Below are 16,201 nucleotides of genomic sequence, written 5' to 3'. Positions count from 1 at the left end.
CATCACCAAGAAACAAAAGAGGAAACAAAACCCGTAAATCTCCAACCCCACCCTAAAAGACGGGGCTTTCAATTGTAATACACTCCCCACCTATATGCCATTAGGAAAAACTTATATATTCCGGACGCATCTATTTCTAATTGCTAGGTGTGTAAAATGGGGTCTCATAAGATATATCATGTATTATTTGTATTAACAATAATACTAGCAGTATTGTTCTCAGGGGTGTCCCTAGCAGCCGCCACACCACTTAAGGTGGAGAATGTTAAGAGGGTCACGGATATCATTAACAGGGTCGACGGCGACTATGTATCGCTGGTGGTAGTGATAGATAAATCCACCCCGCTCAACACCGTGGAAGACCTATATAATAGGCTACAGAACACAAAGTTCACATACAATGGTGCAGAGCTTAACCTTGCCTCTTCAAGGCTGATCAGGGATAAGCTTGGAAACTATGTATTTAAAGTATTTGGACCTAAAGAGCTTGTTACGAACATATTCCAGAACGCTGGGGGAGTAGTGTTAAGCAACGTACTGGTGAAGCCAGCATTGACACTGTTGAACATGAAGATCGATGAGAAGAGCGTTGACACAGCACCAGTCAAGGAGATACCTGAGGTAGACACAATGTTTGTAAGACAGATAACAGGTGTTGATACCGTTGAAGAAAAATATGGGTTGAACGGTGAAGGCGTGATAGTTGCAGTAGTTGATACCGGTGTGGACTACGGCCACCCGAATCTACGTGATAAACTGACCTACTATAAGGGGCAATACTATGATCTGGATGGCGAGCTGGTGAATATCACGGAGCCACTGGTTCTAGACGCGGATGAATCACAGGTGATATTATTCAATGGTTTCACGGCCACCAATGGATTAATAACAATACCGAATGGCACAATATTTCATGTTATAACGCCTTTACAGCTTGACATACGAGTCACTGCAAACATAAAACTTAATGTAACAGGTATAACCTCAGCAAGCGGCGTATACATGGTTGGATTAACATATCTAAGCCTAGTCGGTGCTTCAAAACCGGTGGTCAGGTTCTTAGTGCTGGCAGACCCGGAAAAGCCCGGCGTTTACACCGAGCTATATGTAGACTTCAACAATAACAGGGTATTCACTGATAGTGTCGATATGAGGGCATCCTACTACGGGGACAGGATACTAGTGTCCCCGAACCCGGCTAACCCGAGCTACAGCTTTGGAGTAGCCGGTGGATTCTTCTATGATCTCGGGTGGTGGTTCGGTTCAGGCAGGTTCCTGCCAGGCTGGGACCTGAAGGGCAGATACCTGAGTATATTCTATGATTTCAACGGGCATGGAACAGCTTGTGCCTCAGCTATTGGAGGCAATGACGTATTATATGGTGGATTACTACAGGGCATAGCCCCAGGCACTAAGATAATAGGTGTCAAAGCCCTCTACTCGGGTAACACAGAGCTAGGCATGATGTGGGCAGCCGGATTCGATAGCGATCCATCAACTGGCCTACTCTACTATACTGGAAGCAGGAGGGCCGATATAATAAGCAATAGCTGGGGTATAAGCTCGTTCATATATGATATCTCAGGCTTCGGCTACGACTTCACCTCTATGCTGGAGAACGGCCTAGTTACACCCGGCTTCCTAGATCCTTCGTACCCGGGTATAATAATAGTTCAGGCAGCCGGCAACGGTGGCGGCGGATACGGTACTGTGACATCGCCTGGTTCCGCGGCCGGTGTGATAACCGTTGGTGCCTCTACCTCATGGTGGCCATACTATCTCTTATACGGCTATGCTAATATAACATGGGATCAGATAATAAGCTGGGCAGCTAGGGGACCTACCCCAGCAGGCTACTTGAAGCCCGATGTAGTCAATGTTGGAGCCTTCGGGCTTACAGCTAGCGTTATAGGCTGGAACAGTACCAATTACACAGTGTTCGGTGGTACAAGCTATGCTACACCATTAACCGCTGGATCGGTGGCATTGATACTAAGCGCGTTGATCCAGAAGTATGGTGAGCAAGGTAGATACACTAATCCGTTCACGGTTAAACAAATACTGATGAATACAGCCGACTACCTGAACTACCCGCCACTAGATCAGGGTGCTGGGAGAGTCAACGTGTACAGGGCTGTTTCAAGTATTCTGGAGAACAGTGAACCATTGATATATTCTAAGAGCTACTACAGTGGTGTCTCCAGCAAGCTCTCAGAGCTCTGGTTCTACTACTGGAGGGACTACATACCAGTAAGCCTGCTCCAGTGGTATGGGGTGGTAATATTCCCAAGCAATCCATCTATACCATCATCGTGGAGTACCCTGGGTCACTACGGTGTATACGTCCCGGATATACCGCGTGGATTATCAAGGGTATTCGATATATCAATAGTTAACCCAACACAGACGCCAATACAGGTGTCCCTATCAAGCGTTAAATTCGCGGCTTCAAGTGTGAAAACATATAATTTAACATTGAGTTTACTGAGAGGAATGCTTCATTATTCATCCTACTTAATACTGAACAGGGAAGACATACCAAGTGATGCAGCATTAATGAGCGTTGAGGTGAACATGCCCTTCAAGTACTTTGATGGAGACGGGGACTACATACCTGACTACGATGCAGACGTATTTGCATACATATGGGTGAATGATACAGATAGAAACGGTTACCCATATGATCCAACCCGCCCCAATAACCCATTACAGGTTGATGAGGTAGCCTACGTCAACTACGGGCTCCACACTTCATCATACAATAGGTTACAGATAGCTGCCCCATTGTACTGGCTGAATACCTTCGCATCCTACTACGGTGATGCCAAGCTAGTCGTAAGGTGTAGATTATGGAACGACACTGATACAAGCAAGGGCTTCTACGAGTTAGTCAACATAACAATACCAGTAACTATCACATACTATAAGGTTGTCCCAGACACCTCGATAACCCTACCAACCACTATCTTCACCGTTAATCCGGGCAGGAACATCACATTATATGGTACCATATCGACGACTTCATCAACTGTTCCAACAGTATACCAGTCATATATCAAGGTAGTGGTCAACTATGGATCAATACAGCAGATATACTACGTGCCTCTAACCTACACGGTCGTTGCTTCACTGACACCCGGTATCCAGACCACACTGAACCCATTAAATGATGTTAGTTCCCCGATGCCCACATCACACTTGAGAGGCGAGAACGATTGGGAATGGAGGTATGAGGCCGGTGACTGGAGGTTCTTCTATGTCAACGTAAGTAGTCCAAGCATAGCGTACTTACAGGTAACAGCTAGCTGGAGCCTACCCAACACATCACTAGTAGCATACACGCTTGGACCGAATGGATTATTCGCCGGCATCTTCTACGGTGAATCCGTGTCATGGCATTCATACATGGGTAGCGGTATATTCATGTGGCATGCTACAGGCGGGGCTGGCGGTAACTCATCAACGATAATATTCCCAAGCACCTCCTACAGGTATGGATTATACCCGTCTAAGAAGCCCACTCTAGGAATATACACTATAATCGTTAGAACAGTATTATTTGATTCAAGCACTAATCTTGAGAAATTTACTTTAACAGTTAAACCAGTAACTATACCGCAGAGACTGCCATCAGTGTCCATGCCGGCATCAGGCACTGCAACACTGAGGGTATGGTTCCCATACCCTGTGACCGAGTCAAGTGTTGTGATGGATGTATCATCGTACCAAGCTATCAGTAGTCAAGTGGATGTATCATCGTACCCAGCTCTCAGTAGTCAATCACAGAGCATAAGGGTATTCGCAGTGTCCCCGGTAGGCTATACCGGCTACTACCCGCCGTACTATACATTCTCATACACGTTGTCGTGGGCCAACACGGGTTCACCATTGGATAGGCAGGATATATCACTAATAGTCTCCATGACAACGCCGAGTCTCCCGGTTTACAGTAGGTATGGCTCCAGCTACTATGTTAACACGACGACATATATAATAGAGGACTGGGTAATCACAGGCCTAAACTACTCCTGGCTCCTCACATAATCCCCCCATATAGTAATACCCGTAACCAGTTTTTTCCCGAGAATCATCCTCCAGATGCGTTTCCCCGCTGATGTTTTGTTAGCGGGGTTAGCCCCTGGCCTGGGCTCACTTGCTTCACCCAGACTGCATGGGGCTCGGTCGAGCCCAACGCCGCAGGGCCCCATCCGGGTTTCTAGCACGGCCCTCACCGCAATGCGGATCACAGGAGCTCTAAGTACCCTAGAGATATTAAAGTTATCTATAAATCCACAGTAGCCTTGTAGATAATGGTGTATACACATGTATACACTATGCATATACTTGTGTAAACATTCATCTTATAACTCTGGAAAGTAATCAGAGAAGATTTGGTGAAGTATGTATGTCCAATAGGATAATATCCATCATATTGGCTCTAGCCCTATTAACACCCATGTTAGTGAACCTAGCAGTACTAGTACCAGTAAACGCCCAGGGAGGAATAATACAAGCTGTAAGAGGCGATGGACCCGATGGGGAGGGTGTATACCCTGGTGGCATAATAACTGTGACCATTAACGTCCCCTTCGCTTCATCTGTAACTATAGAGGTATCCAATGCAAACACCGGAGAGGTATATGTTACACAACAGTTCTACCCACCGACACCCGGTACATACAATGCAACGGTTCAAATACCCAAGCTACTGCCAAACATCGGTACAGCTGATCCACCAACACTATTAGTAACCGTGTCTATTCCATTCATCGGATCCGATCAGGCAACCATCTACGTATACCCATTAATAGAGGTTTCACCATCAGCCACTACAATAGTTGATGGGCGTGGAAACTTCAAATCTGTGAGCGTTGACATATATGGTTTACCAGAGGGAACTGCTGTAAACACTATATTCTTTAATGATACATCATATAATGCAGGCATTACAGCCGACTCCTCCGGTCACGCTGGAACAACCATACAGTTCTCATCATCATTCCTACTGCCAGGCGGCTTATACATTGTAACCTCTGATGCAAATGTAGCATTCTCAGGTATGACGAAGAACGCCACTCTAACCATACTACCACAGGTAGTGTTATCACCCAACGAGGGTAATGGTAGGGATGTAGAGTCAATCTCACTAGTAGGCTACGGCTTCCCAGCCAATGCCAATATTACAGTAGTAGAGTTATACAACACTAACTTCACTAACGTAGTATACGTATTCAACATAACCGGTGGACTACTTGCTGATGCAAACGGCTTCTTCGATATAACAGACCTGAAGACCTATCTAGCCACCAATATGACTGCAGGCTTATACATACCCAGAGTGACATTAAGCAGTGGTGTGAAATACGAGTTCAGGAACACCTATTACCTGGTTAGACCACTGTTATGCTATGTGAGCGGCGGTGTACCACAGTGTGGCGGGCCAGCCCCAATGGTGTTGCCGGGTCAGACGATCACTATAGTGGCTTATGGATACGGCCCTGGAAATGAATGGGGCTACAATGCTAACTTCCTCAATGTCTCACTAGACAAGATAACATGGCTTGCAACCGATATACCTCTAGGCAAGGATGGTAATGTAACATTCAATATAACTATTCCACTAGGAACCACATACGGTGCCCACTACATATGGGGCATCGATATCTGGGACTACGAGTACAGCTTAGCAGTCGTGGTAGGTACTGCCGCATACTGGCAGGCATTAAACCCCGTGTCGAACCAGCCACTACCAGATAACAAGGTAAGCGCTACACTACCAGGTATGACTACATCATTCATCGTGTGTCCATGTGAAACCGTTGTTGGCACTGGATACTGTAGCGAGTGTACAATATATGGTGGTGAATGCCAGTACCTAGGTGATATAATCCAGGTGACAGCGTATGGTTTACAGCCAGGTGAAACTGTTAACGTGTACTTTGGCGACGTGCTAGTGATAGAGAATGCTATAACCGATAACAATGGAGCTCTCACCGTGAAATTCGTTGTCCCAACACTACCTGAAGGCGAGTATGTTATAAGGCTAGTCGGCAGCGTCACAGGTGAACACTTGGTGAACTTCTCACTGAACCTGAACAATTATGCTAACCCAGTTATAACTCCGAAGATACTGTTGGCCTCGCTCACAGGTGACTACACGCCTGTGATTGTTGGAAGCGGTATAGTTAGAGTATTCGGTACCGGATTCACTCCCGGTGTGACATTCGCAGGTATACTGGTTAATGACACCGATGCATTGCTAGCTGTCACCACTAATGTACAGAGGTGGACTGCTGACAGCAATGGTGTCTTAACAAGCCAGTTCACCAGCATACTTGGACTGTGGATACCGATGGTACATCCAGGCAAATATGCTGTGTCACTAATCTATGTAAAAGGCACAAGCTTCTATAAGAGCTTGCCAGGATACGTATATGTAGTCAACAACATATCTAGACTAGCTACAGCTGATGATGTCTCGAATATCTTAAATGGAATCAATAATGTAGCAAATGCCGTGAACAATGTAGCCAATACTGTTTCCAGTGTTTCATCCACGGTAGGCAGCATACAGAACACTGTGAACACTATACTCACTAGGCTCGACAACCTGGCCACTAAGAGCGATGTCAACGCTGTAGCAAGCAAGGTGGACACTATCGGGGGTAAGGTTGATTCGTTGTCAACGAGCATAAGCAATGTTGTAAACCAGCTGAACTCTATAACCTCACAACTATCATCAACAGTACAGAGCCTGAGCACTGTATCTAGTGATGTATCATCCATAAAGAACACCGTAAACAATATACAGAGTAGCATTGACACTATTAGCAGTAAGTTGAACGAGGCAGCCACTAAGAGCGATGTCAACGCTGTAGCAAGCAAGGTTGATAACGTCTCAAGTAGTGTAAGCAGTATACAGAACACTCTGAACACTGTAAGCGGTAAGGTTGACACAGCTATGAGCAAGGCTGATACCGCAAGTGCCTCAGCTAGTAATGCTTTCTACATAGGAATAGTTGCAGTGATATTCGCCCTATTGGCAACGGTATTCGCTCTACTGGCATACCTGACTGTTAGAAGAAGCATTGTCTCGAAATAACTAGCCTAAACTAGCCTAAACCTTTTTTAAACCTATTTAAACTCGTTTACTCACTCATCAATCCACCTAGGGCCTGAACTATATTCTTTTAATCCTGCTTAATAGTAGTATATTTAGCCCAGGGAAATGGTGTATTAAATGAGCATAGAGGTGAAGATATCCCTTCCCGGCCTAGCCGGGATAATACTTATCATAGCTTCAATAACTGTGGGAATATATGTGTTTCAAATGGATTCATCTCTCACATATACTTGGATAGTACCGCTTAACAGCGTGCAGGTGATTCATTTATACTTCAAGCAGAACATCGGGTTAGCACTGGTTGATGTTGGGAAAGGCTCCAACTATATCACCGTATCAAGCGGGGCTGCTTCGACGTTAACTCTGCTCCCAGCTTCTTCAAGTTATGCTGTGATCACTGCTAGAGGCGTAAGCATATATGTTGAAACAGTTAACGCTATAGGCACACTCATAATAGTTGTAGCAGCATGGATTGCTGTGAGAAGAAGGAGTGGGCTGAAACTAGCTATCATAATGACCGTGTTATCGATGCTTGCAGCCTCTAATGCATTGGCTCAAATATTCTACTTGAACACTGGTTTAGGCTCCGGCTACAGCGTTAACGAACGGGGATTCTCTATACCTTTCTCCCAGCTGGAGCCAGTGGTATTAGGGAATGAAACATACAGATACTCATATGTTTTAAGGGATACTGTAAACGGGGTGGCACTCGTTAACCTATCAATTCAGGTCAGGGATCAGTATATACCATTGATTATTGTAAGAGCCTATAATAACCAGGGCTCTATAGATATACCATTATCGACATCCATACCCAGCGGTGGCCCTATAACATATAGTGCTGCATCATATCTATCCAGCGGCAATCTAACAATATATGTTCTCTCAATGGGGCAGCTGGAAAATACTACTTTGAACTATTATAAAGTAGAGTTCCAGAGAATAAGTGATTCGCCACCAATACTTGTAACCCTATTACCATTGATTACGCTGGTAGCATCCTTTGCGTCATGCATACTGTTATTAAGGATAACTATGTTGAAGCAGTGACCCAACGACTGAACAAATTATTCACCCCGAGTAATCCTTCTAACTTTTTTACCACGTGGAGAAGGAATTATCTCGAGCTTTGCATCAGGGAATTTAAGAGACAACTCTCTCCCCATGAATAATCTATCCAGAAAGATGGCTAAGGCAGCTACCTCCGAGTGGGGTTGATGTCCTATAGCTACATTATAGTCTGCAACCTCATAGAAGAACCCGGGTACTTTTCTCGATCCCACTACTATGAGTATATCTCTACCAGTATTCCTTATCTCATTGACTACGTCATCAACGTGTAGTCCATACATTGTTAAATGAACCACCAGTCCACTATTTCTCTTCCACTCAAGGCAATACTTATAGGAGTCGACTCCCATCTCGAAATGTATTCTCCCACCCCACAAATCCACGACTTTCTCAAGGGTTCTACGTATAGACTCGTCAACAACATCACCAAGTATGAATCCGTTGGCCCCAAAAGCCCTTGATACAAGAGCTACATGCGTAGTGACCCGTTTATCCCTACCCGGCCTATGACCATACCTTAACACGTATATCTTCACTGGTAGCCACCCTTAACTAACATGTATACTGTATCCATTAATCTATCGATATTAATCCTCTTAACCGAGGAAATGGGTACAAGGGTCTCATTACTAGCCAGTAATACCTTGACTTCACTTGTGATACTAGCATAGTCATCCACCAGGTCTATCTTATTCAATGCCACTACCATGGGTTTACTATGAACCCCGATCCTACTGAGTATCTCCCTGGTTGTCTCAAGCTCTATTCTTATCCTCTCAATCGGTTTGGAAGCATCCACAACATTCACTATAACATCCGCTGCGGTGATCTCCTCAAGTGTAGCGTAAAACGCTTCAATAACCTCAGGCGGTAGATCTCTTATGAAGCCAACGGTATCGGTTAGGATGAACGATGTATCCCTATAAACTATCCTACGAGATTTAGGGGAGAGCGTTGTAAAGGGTTCCGGTCCAACCAGCATATTTAACCCTGTGATCGCATTGAATAGGGTTGTCTTGCCTGCACATGTATATCCTGCTATCGCGACATGGGGGAATCCAGCTTTAAGCCTCTGCATTCTCCTTATTCCACGTATCCTCCTAAGCTCCTCTAACTCCCTCCTCACCCTGGCCTCCCTCTTCTTAAGCATTAGATAGTACTTCTCATACCCATATCTACCAGCACCGAGGAAGCCGTGTAACTCGCCTATCTTAGCATATCTTATAGCTTCCTTGACTAGTGGAATATAGTATTTCAGCCTAGCAAGCTCTATCTGCATCTTGGCTTCCTTCGAGCCAGCGTGTTCAGCGAATATCTCGAGGATCAACATAACCCTGTCGATCACATCCCTCCTTAATTCTTTAATCAGGTTAACTATCTGTATTGGTTTAAGCCTATCCATCACTATTAACTTATCAAAGTCGCTGCCACGTAAAAACTCGATCTTCTCCCTCGGTAGGTATGTTCCTGATGGGGAACCCTTCGTCTTCAACACTTCTACTATGTCACTGTAAATGGTTTTAACTAGTCCCAGCTCCTCCTCGAGGAAAACCCAATATTTCCTCGGTACTACCACGACAACCCTCAATACTTCCCGGACACCCCTACTCCCGTTTAAACCTGATGAGGTCGCCTATTGTTAAGTCCTCGCTGCTCTCATGATTCGACGACACGTTTTCCTCGACTACTGGCTCAAGTAGTTTTATACCAAGCACCTTCTCAAGTCTCCTAGCTAGATCTATGCCGGGCTTCAGTCTACCGGACTCAATCCTCTTAATAATGTTCTCACTCTCCCTTACTTTTTGAGCAAGAACCTGCTGCGTCCACCCAAGCCTCTCCCTAGCCTCCCTGACCCTCCTAGCATAGTCCTCGACTACTTCATACTCCTCCCTCACCCTTGGTTTGACGGGTTTAGCCACCTGCTTAGGGGCCGGTTGACGCTCCTTTCTCTCCTCAACATAGGGTCTAGCTTTACCCTGCGTGATCAACCTGTTATAGCACTGAGGGCATACATTAAGGATGCTACCTTCAATAACTATTTTCCTACACTGGTTCTTCTCTACTTCTTTTCCACATATTTCACAGTAGCAAGACATCATTGCCACCCATCTTCTTTAACACTATACTAGGATTATAATTCATTAAACCATTGCATTAATGCTCTACGATTTAAATTTGTTTCATGAGGGCATTATATGAGGGGTTCAAAGCCATGAGCAGCGATATGGGTAAGGATAACCGGGATAACATTATCGAAAAACTTGACGCAGTAGTCAGTGGTGAAGACTATATTAAATATCTTGAGTCCAAGATAAGGCTCCTCGAGATGGAGCGTGAAAAGCTCTTAATGAAGGTGAACTACTATAAATCCGAGCTCGAGAAACTTATATCCCCTCCCCTGATAGAAGGAGTGATAGAATATGTTCTAGGCGATGGAAGAGCCGTAGTTAAAAGTACCACTGGACCCAACCTAGTAGTGGCGATAGCCGACAACATCGATAAGAACCTGATTAAACCCGGTGTAAGAGTAGCCCTTAATCAACGTGGCTCGGCAATTGTTGAAGTACTGCCCTCATACACGGATACATATGTGCAATTAATGGAGGTAATCGAGAAGCCGAGTGTGAGGTATGAGGATATAGGCGGGCTCTCAGAGCAGATACGGGAGTTGAGAGAGGTGGTCGAGCTACCATTGAAAAACCCCAAGTTATTCGAGGAGATAGGGATAGAGCCACCTAAAGGAGTCCTATTGTATGGGCCACCTGGATGCGGTAAGACAATGCTGGCTAAAGCTGTTGCAGCAGAATCAAATGCCACATTCATAGCTATAGTGGGCAGTGAGCTCGTCCAGAAATTCATAGGCGAAGGAGCTAGGATAGTTAGGGAGCTCTTCGAGCTAGCGAGGAAGAAGGCCCCCTCAATAGTATTCATAGATGAGCTAGACGCTATAGCAGCTAAGAGGATAGATATAGGGACAAGCGGTGAAAGAGAAGTACAGAGGACGCTAATGCAGTTACTGGCTGAAATAGATGGATTCAGGCCTCTCGACAGGGTTAAAATAATTGCTGCCACTAACAGAATAGATATACTGGATCCAGCTATACTGAGACCCGGAAGATTAGATAGGATAGTAGAGGTCCCATTGCCAGACTTCAACGGCAGGATAGAGATATTCAGGATACATACAAGGAGGATGAAGCTAGCTGAGAACATTAATTTCCAGGAATTAGCCAGGATGACTGATGGATTCACTGGGGCGGAGATAAAAGCCGTGGTAACAGAAGCCGGCTACAATGCGATCAGAGATAACCGTAGACAAGTCACAATGAACGACTTCCTAAAGGCCATAGAAAAAGTAAGGAGCAAGAAGAAGCTACGGAGGATAGAAGAATACGCTGAGAATAAGGAAGATAAGGAGGCCCCATTAATCTTCCAATAGATTAACCATGAATACTAGCAGCCATATAAACTCGTTTACTTTTACAACCGACTTTTAATCCAAGTTCTTCTTTAAACCTTTGTATTTGATTGAAGGGCGAACCTTAATCGATTATCTAAGATATCCCCTTCGACAATGCTCCATTCCTTAATAACATAGTATTCTCTCAAAGATGGATTATTCAACACGTTATCCACGAGATTTTTATCATTTAGGAGGACGAGTATCTCTCTTCCACGCACCTTGACGCCGGAGACCCCCTTTATCTTGAAGAGGTGTGCGAGGGCCGTTGTAATACAGCCGGCGCATCCCTTGCTTTCAATCCTTAATATAAGTGTCCACAAGCCGCTCACCTATTATTACTTCAAGCCTATTACAGCCTTAAAAAATACGAGAGATATATACAGGGATTCATTGATTTAAATCAGAATATAACCCCCTTAAATGGAAATATAATATAGGGGCATGACAAAGCAAGGGATGGTGAAGGAAACTGAGCAAAACTGTTAAAACTGAGGAAGAAAGAGCGGTAAATAAGGTTGATGAGGAAGTCCTCGGCGTAGTAAAGGAGTTGATTAAGGGAATCTATGGAGATCCCGGGTACAAATTACTAATGCATATTATAGAGCATGGATACGTTGCCGAGGAGCTCCTCACTCATGACACGGGGATAAAGTCTAATGAAGGCAGGAAAATACTCCAGAAGATGTCAGAGGAAAACATCGTTATTCCAGGCAAGCTCAGAACACAAGAGGGGGTTCTCCATATATGGAGACTCAATCCACCAGCTCTTAAAAACCTCTTACTCCAGAGACTCCGTAAAACACGTGAAAAACTAGTGTTACGATTGAATTTTGAGGAGGAAAACATTCTCTACGAGTGTCCACAGTGCGGTAGAAGATACACGCTTGACGAAGCATACGCTAACGATTATATATGCCCCGTGGATGGTGAGGTATTGGTTGAAGCCGATAAGTCTAAGACGGTGGAAGTCTTAAAGGAGTTGATTAGTAAAGTAGATAATTTAATTAAGAGGGTTGAACGGGTTTAGAAGTGAAGACTGTTTATAAATACATAGATGTATTCTCTGGTGCAGGGGGCTTCTCACTAGGATTCCATCTCACAGGTAGATTCAAATCCCTGCTAGCCATTGACAATTTCAAACCAGCTGCCCTAACCTATAAAACCAATTTCCCCCATGCACTAGTGGTTAACGAGGATGTCAAGGAGTTAGACAAGGAGTTATTAACGGGTATAGTGAAACCCGATGAAATTGATGTAATCATAGGTAGCCCGCCCTGTGAGCCATTCACAGGTGCTAATCCTATGAGGAAAAGGGATCCGTTAGACCGCTTATACAGTGATCCTATGGGCCAGCTAACATTACACTTTATAAGGATCGTCGGGTATTATCGCCCGAAAATATTCGTAATGGAGAATGTACCAGCAATAACTGAGGATGGATTACGTGATGCATTATCAATAGAGTTCAAGCGCGTAGGCTATGAGAAGATATACTTTAACGCCTTGCTAGCCGAGGACTATGAAACACCTAGTCATAGAAAAAGAGTATTCATATCGAATATTCCCATAACACCGAGGAAATCCTCGAGAAGGATAACCGTTAAGGAGGCATTGAGCAATCTACCAGAGCCAGGTGAAGCGTTCCCAAATCATGAGAGGCCCCCAGACCCCCCATGGAGGAAGCTTAAGAGAATCCACCGGTTGAGATGGGGAGATGCGTTAATCCACTACCATGGTGCAGAAAAACCCCTTCCAAACATGGTTAAGTTGAATCCAAATACTATAGCTCCAACAGTCCTTGGATCATCAAGGTTTATACATCCATTCGAGGACAGATTTCTCACGGTTAGAGAGCAAGCCAGGCTGATGGGTTTCACCGACACATTTGTTTTTATAGGTGGAAGGGATGAACAGTATAACATGGTGGGAGAAGCTGTACCGGCTCCCCTTGCAAAAGCTATAGCATGGTATCTCGCCGGGAAGCTGGATGAGGAGGTGACGTAAATGTATATAGCCTTATATTCACCGTCAAGTATTCAGAAGCTCGTTGACTTCATAAAGACAGTGTACGCTATAAAGGGGCTAGTACCAGTGGTGATCAAGCCTATTGGGGCAGCTGCCCAGATAGGTGTACCCGAGGCCCATAAAATAGCCATTAAGCAAGGCAAGCCCTTCATAGTTCTACCGGAGATAAGTGATCTCTCCAATGTACTGGGATGCAACAGGATACTTTACATCAATGAGTCCGGGAGAGAAGTACCATTAGCTGAAGTACTCGATCTAGAGGAGAGAGTTGCAATACTAGTGAGCTCCGGTGAGCAAGAACCGAGCAGGAAAGAAGTGGAAAACACTGACTCAGTGTGGCTTAGAGAAGTCCCCAGAGGTCTACCTGTTACAGGATTAATCGGGATACTAGTATATGAGTTACATAGGAAAAAACAAAATGCACCGATCTGAGCTCCTCCAGCCCTAAAGAGCGGGGCTTTCAGTTGTAATTCCTTCACCAAGTCACATAGGTTACCTTAATGTTTTTAGCTATATCATACAACATCATCCAATCCTCGAAGCTGAGTTCCCAGCCTACTGCACCAGCGTTCTCCACAACCTGCTCAGGGGTCTTCGCGCCAGGTATTGGAACTATAACAGGGCTATACCTCACCAACCAGTTTAACGCTACCTGGGATGGAGTCTTACCGTACTTTGAAGCCAACTCTTTCAATGCGTTGATTAATGGGATCAGCTTCTCGAAGTTAGAGGGGTGGAACACTGCTTCATTAGTCCTTAAATCCCTGAATAAACCTATATTCTCCAATGTGTATTTACCGGTTAGAGCGCCTTTAGCCAGGGGGCTCCAAGGTATAAAGGTGAGGTCATTGGCTTCGGCATATGGTATCAACTCTTCTTCAGCCCATCTCTCAGCTAGGTTGAATCTATACTGCATGCTCACGATATCCGTGATTGAGAGCGCTGATCTGAGCTCCTCTATTAAGGCAACTGGGTAATTGCTTACACCAATATATCTTATTTTACCCTGTATTATAAGCCTCTCGAGGGCCCGTGCATATGATGTAGTGGGATAGTTGTGCCAGCACGGGGGCCAGTGCAGTTGAAGCAAATCTATCGAGTTAACCCCGAGCCTCCTCAATGACCTGTCGACGGATTTGAACACGTCGTCGGGATTAAGGAATTCTCCGGGTATCTTAGTAGCTATAAATACCTCGTCTCTTTTAACACCCAGCTCCCTTAGCGCTTTCCCAAGGAATTCCTCGCTCATTCCTCTACCGTAAACCATTGCAGTGTCAAAGAAGTTTATGCCTACCTCGATGGCTTTTCCAATCACCTTTTTAGCTACATCATAATCTGTTAAACCCCATGTCTCACTGTACTGCCATGTCCCAAGCCCTATCCTAGAGATCTTCTCATCTGTCCAACCTAGCGTAGTATACTCCATTTCGATCACCACATTGATATTAGGTTTCCCTAAAATATAAAAACAATATTTTACATCAATTAGTGATCCATGGTGGTGTTTATGAGCTCCAGGTTCAGGATAACCGGGTTAACTACTACAATATATAAGAGCGGGGAAAAATACGATGTCATAGTTATTGGGGGAGGGCCTGCAGGCTTAACAGCTGCACTATATAGTGCTAGATACGGGTTTAAGACGATAATTGTCACTAAGTTAGTGGGCGGCGCTGTATCAGAGGCCCCACTCGTAGACGACTACCCTGGAATACCTGATATACCCGGAAACGACCTAGTTGATAGATTTGTTAAACACGTAAAGAAGTATAATGTTCCCATAGTCATAGATGAAGTAATCAATCTAGTGAAGAAACCAGAGGAGAAAACATGGTGTGTAGAGCTACGAAGCGGTGGATCAATATGTGGCTACGCCATTATAATAGCTGTGGGAAGCGAGAAAAGAAAGCTTAATGTCCCAGGGGAGAAGGAGTTAACCGGTAAGGGGGTATCATACTGTGCAACATGCGACGGCCCCTTATTCAAGGATAAAATAGTTGCTGTAGTAGGCGGTGGGAATGCTGCTTTCACGTCAGCACTATATCTAGCCAAGATAGCTTCACACGTATACCTTATACATAGGAGAAGCGAGTTCCGCGCATTCAACGTATATGTTGAGACAGCTAGATCTAATCCAAAGATAACTATCCTAACAAACACCATTATAAAAGAAATCATCGGCAAGAACCACTTGGAGGCGGTTAGAATACTGAACACGGAATCAAACAAGGAGGAGATACTGAAAATTGATGGGCTCTTCATAGAAATAGGGTTGGAGCCCCCAGTCGAGTTCTTCAGGAGAATAGGGTTGGAAACCGATGAGACGGGGAGAGCGAGAGTTAACATAGATAGGAGTACTAATCTGCCAGGCATATTCGTAGCAGGTGATGCTGCAGGCGGACCATATAAGTATAGATTTGAACAAATAATAACAGCGGCCGCTGATGGAGCGATCGCTGCTGACGCCGCATGTAAATATATTTGTGCATTAAAGGGGCCATCGAGTACGTGATAAATTA

The 16,201-nt window shown here is 44.8% G+C and carries 13 protein-coding genes; 8 read left to right on the top strand and 5 right to left on the bottom strand.

Annotated features, from left to right (window positions below):
• Positions 1-156: 156 nt before the first annotated feature.
• The 3 genes from SPHMEL_RS00155 to SPHMEL_RS00140 all read left to right on the top strand — a co-directional run bounded on the left by SPHMEL_RS00155 (position 157) and on the right by SPHMEL_RS00140 (position 8,173).
• A complete protein-coding gene (locus tag SPHMEL_RS00155; RefSeq protein ID WP_042666739.1) occupies positions 157-4,044 on the top strand; it encodes a S8 family serine peptidase in 3,888 nt (1,295 codons plus the stop codon).
• Positions 4,045-4,405: 361 nt separating this feature from the next.
• Positions 4,406-7,102 (top strand): hypothetical protein, encoded by a 2,697-nt coding sequence (locus tag SPHMEL_RS00145; protein ID WP_042666737.1) that lies wholly within the window; start codon positions 4,406-4,408, stop codon positions 7,100-7,102.
• Between the two features lie 138 nt (positions 7,103-7,240).
• Positions 7,241-8,173, top strand: a complete 933-nt coding sequence (locus tag SPHMEL_RS00140) for a hypothetical protein (RefSeq protein ID WP_042666736.1) — start codon at positions 7,241-7,243, stop codon at positions 8,171-8,173.
• Positions 8,174-8,190: 17 nt separating this feature from the next.
• On the opposite strand, the gene SPHMEL_RS00135 is transcribed toward SPHMEL_RS00140, so the two are convergent.
• The 3 genes from SPHMEL_RS00135 to SPHMEL_RS00125 are packed head-to-tail and all read right to left on the bottom strand — an operon-like array spanning position 8,191 to position 10,290.
• The gene (locus tag SPHMEL_RS00135; RefSeq protein WP_012608938.1) at positions 8,191-8,730 is read right to left on the bottom strand and encodes a tRNA methyltransferase; all 540 of its coding nucleotides are present in this window, start codon (positions 8,728-8,730) and stop codon (positions 8,191-8,193) included.
• Positions 8,727-9,782, bottom strand: coding sequence for a GTPase HflX (gene hflX, locus SPHMEL_RS00130; RefSeq protein WP_042666735.1), 1,056 nt, complete (start codon positions 9,780-9,782; stop codon positions 8,727-8,729). The genes SPHMEL_RS00135 and hflX overlap by 4 nt, the downstream gene beginning before the upstream one ends.
• A 16-nt stretch (positions 9,783-9,798) precedes the next feature.
• The gene (locus SPHMEL_RS00125; RefSeq protein ID WP_042666734.1) at positions 9,799-10,290 is read right to left on the bottom strand and encodes a multiprotein bridging factor aMBF1; all 492 of its coding nucleotides are present in this window, start codon (positions 10,288-10,290) and stop codon (positions 9,799-9,801) included.
• A gap of 116 nt (positions 10,291-10,406) precedes the next feature.
• Here SPHMEL_RS00125 and SPHMEL_RS00120 point away from each other — a divergent pair, with 116 nt between their 5' ends.
• Positions 10,407-11,633, top strand: coding sequence for a proteasome-activating nucleotidase (locus tag SPHMEL_RS00120; RefSeq protein ID WP_051400963.1), 1,227 nt, complete (start codon positions 10,407-10,409; stop codon positions 11,631-11,633).
• Positions 11,634-11,704: 71 nt separating this feature from the next.
• Here SPHMEL_RS00120 and SPHMEL_RS00115 read toward each other — a convergent pair whose 3' ends face one another.
• Entirely contained in the window at positions 11,705-11,986 is a 282-nt protein-coding gene (locus SPHMEL_RS00115) for a hypothetical protein (RefSeq protein ID WP_232216687.1), read from the bottom strand.
• 218 nt (positions 11,987-12,204) lie between these two features.
• On the opposite strand from SPHMEL_RS00115, the gene SPHMEL_RS00110 reads away from it, so the two are divergent.
• Genes SPHMEL_RS00110 through SPHMEL_RS00100 form a run of 3 tightly spaced genes read left to right on the top strand, consistent with a single transcriptional unit; the run spans position 12,205 to position 14,114 of the window.
• Positions 12,205-12,684: a transcription factor TFIIE gene (locus tag SPHMEL_RS00110; RefSeq protein WP_012608933.1), complete on the top strand. Its 480-nt coding sequence runs from the start codon at positions 12,205-12,207 to the stop codon at positions 12,682-12,684.
• 2 nt (positions 12,685-12,686) lie between these two features.
• Positions 12,687-13,661: a DNA cytosine methyltransferase gene (locus tag SPHMEL_RS00105; protein ID WP_042666732.1), complete on the top strand. Its 975-nt coding sequence runs from the start codon at positions 12,687-12,689 to the stop codon at positions 13,659-13,661.
• The gene (locus SPHMEL_RS00100) at positions 13,662-14,114 is read left to right on the top strand and encodes a RecB-family nuclease (protein ID WP_012608931.1); all 453 of its coding nucleotides are present in this window, start codon (positions 13,662-13,664) and stop codon (positions 14,112-14,114) included.
• A gap of 43 nt (positions 14,115-14,157) precedes the next feature.
• Here the strand turns inward: SPHMEL_RS00100 and SPHMEL_RS00095 are convergent, their stop codons facing one another.
• Positions 14,158-15,108: an aldo/keto reductase gene (locus SPHMEL_RS00095; protein ID WP_042666731.1), complete on the bottom strand. Its 951-nt coding sequence runs from the start codon at positions 15,106-15,108 to the stop codon at positions 14,158-14,160.
• Positions 15,109-15,189: 81 nt separating this feature from the next.
• On the opposite strand from SPHMEL_RS00095, the gene SPHMEL_RS00090 reads away from it, so the two are divergent.
• Complete coding sequence (locus SPHMEL_RS00090) at positions 15,190-16,194, top strand: NAD(P)/FAD-dependent oxidoreductase (RefSeq protein WP_042666730.1); 1,005 nt, start codon at positions 15,190-15,192, stop codon at positions 16,192-16,194.
• Positions 16,195-16,201: the final 7 nt, after the last annotated feature.

It is taken from the genome of Desulfurococcus amylolyticus Z-533, from assembly GCF_000513855.1.
Taxonomy (GTDB): domain Archaea; phylum Thermoproteota; class Thermoprotei_A; order Sulfolobales; family Desulfurococcaceae; genus Desulfurococcus; species Desulfurococcus amylolyticus.
This window is presented reverse-complemented; position numbering and strand designations above follow the sequence as displayed.

Coding starts and splice junctions, on each gene's coding strand:
- SPHMEL_RS00155 (WP_042666739.1), top strand. CDS start 157: ATGGGGTCTCATAAGATATATCATGTATTATTTGTATTAACAATAATA.
- SPHMEL_RS00145 (WP_042666737.1), top strand. CDS start 4,406: ATGTCCAATAGGATAATATCCATCATATTGGCTCTAGCCCTATTAACA.
- SPHMEL_RS00140 (WP_042666736.1), top strand. CDS start 7,241: ATGAGCATAGAGGTGAAGATATCCCTTCCCGGCCTAGCCGGGATAATA.
- SPHMEL_RS00125 (WP_042666734.1), bottom strand. CDS start 10,290: ATGTCTTGCTACTGTGAAATATGTGGAAAAGAAGTAGAGAAGAACCAG.
- SPHMEL_RS00120 (WP_051400963.1), top strand. CDS start 10,407: ATGAGCAGCGATATGGGTAAGGATAACCGGGATAACATTATCGAAAAA.
- SPHMEL_RS00100 (WP_012608931.1), top strand. CDS start 13,662: ATGTATATAGCCTTATATTCACCGTCAAGTATTCAGAAGCTCGTTGAC.
- SPHMEL_RS00095 (WP_042666731.1), bottom strand. CDS start 15,108: ATGGAGTATACTACGCTAGGTTGGACAGATGAGAAGATCTCTAGGATA.
- SPHMEL_RS00090 (WP_042666730.1), top strand. CDS start 15,190: ATGAGCTCCAGGTTCAGGATAACCGGGTTAACTACTACAATATATAAG.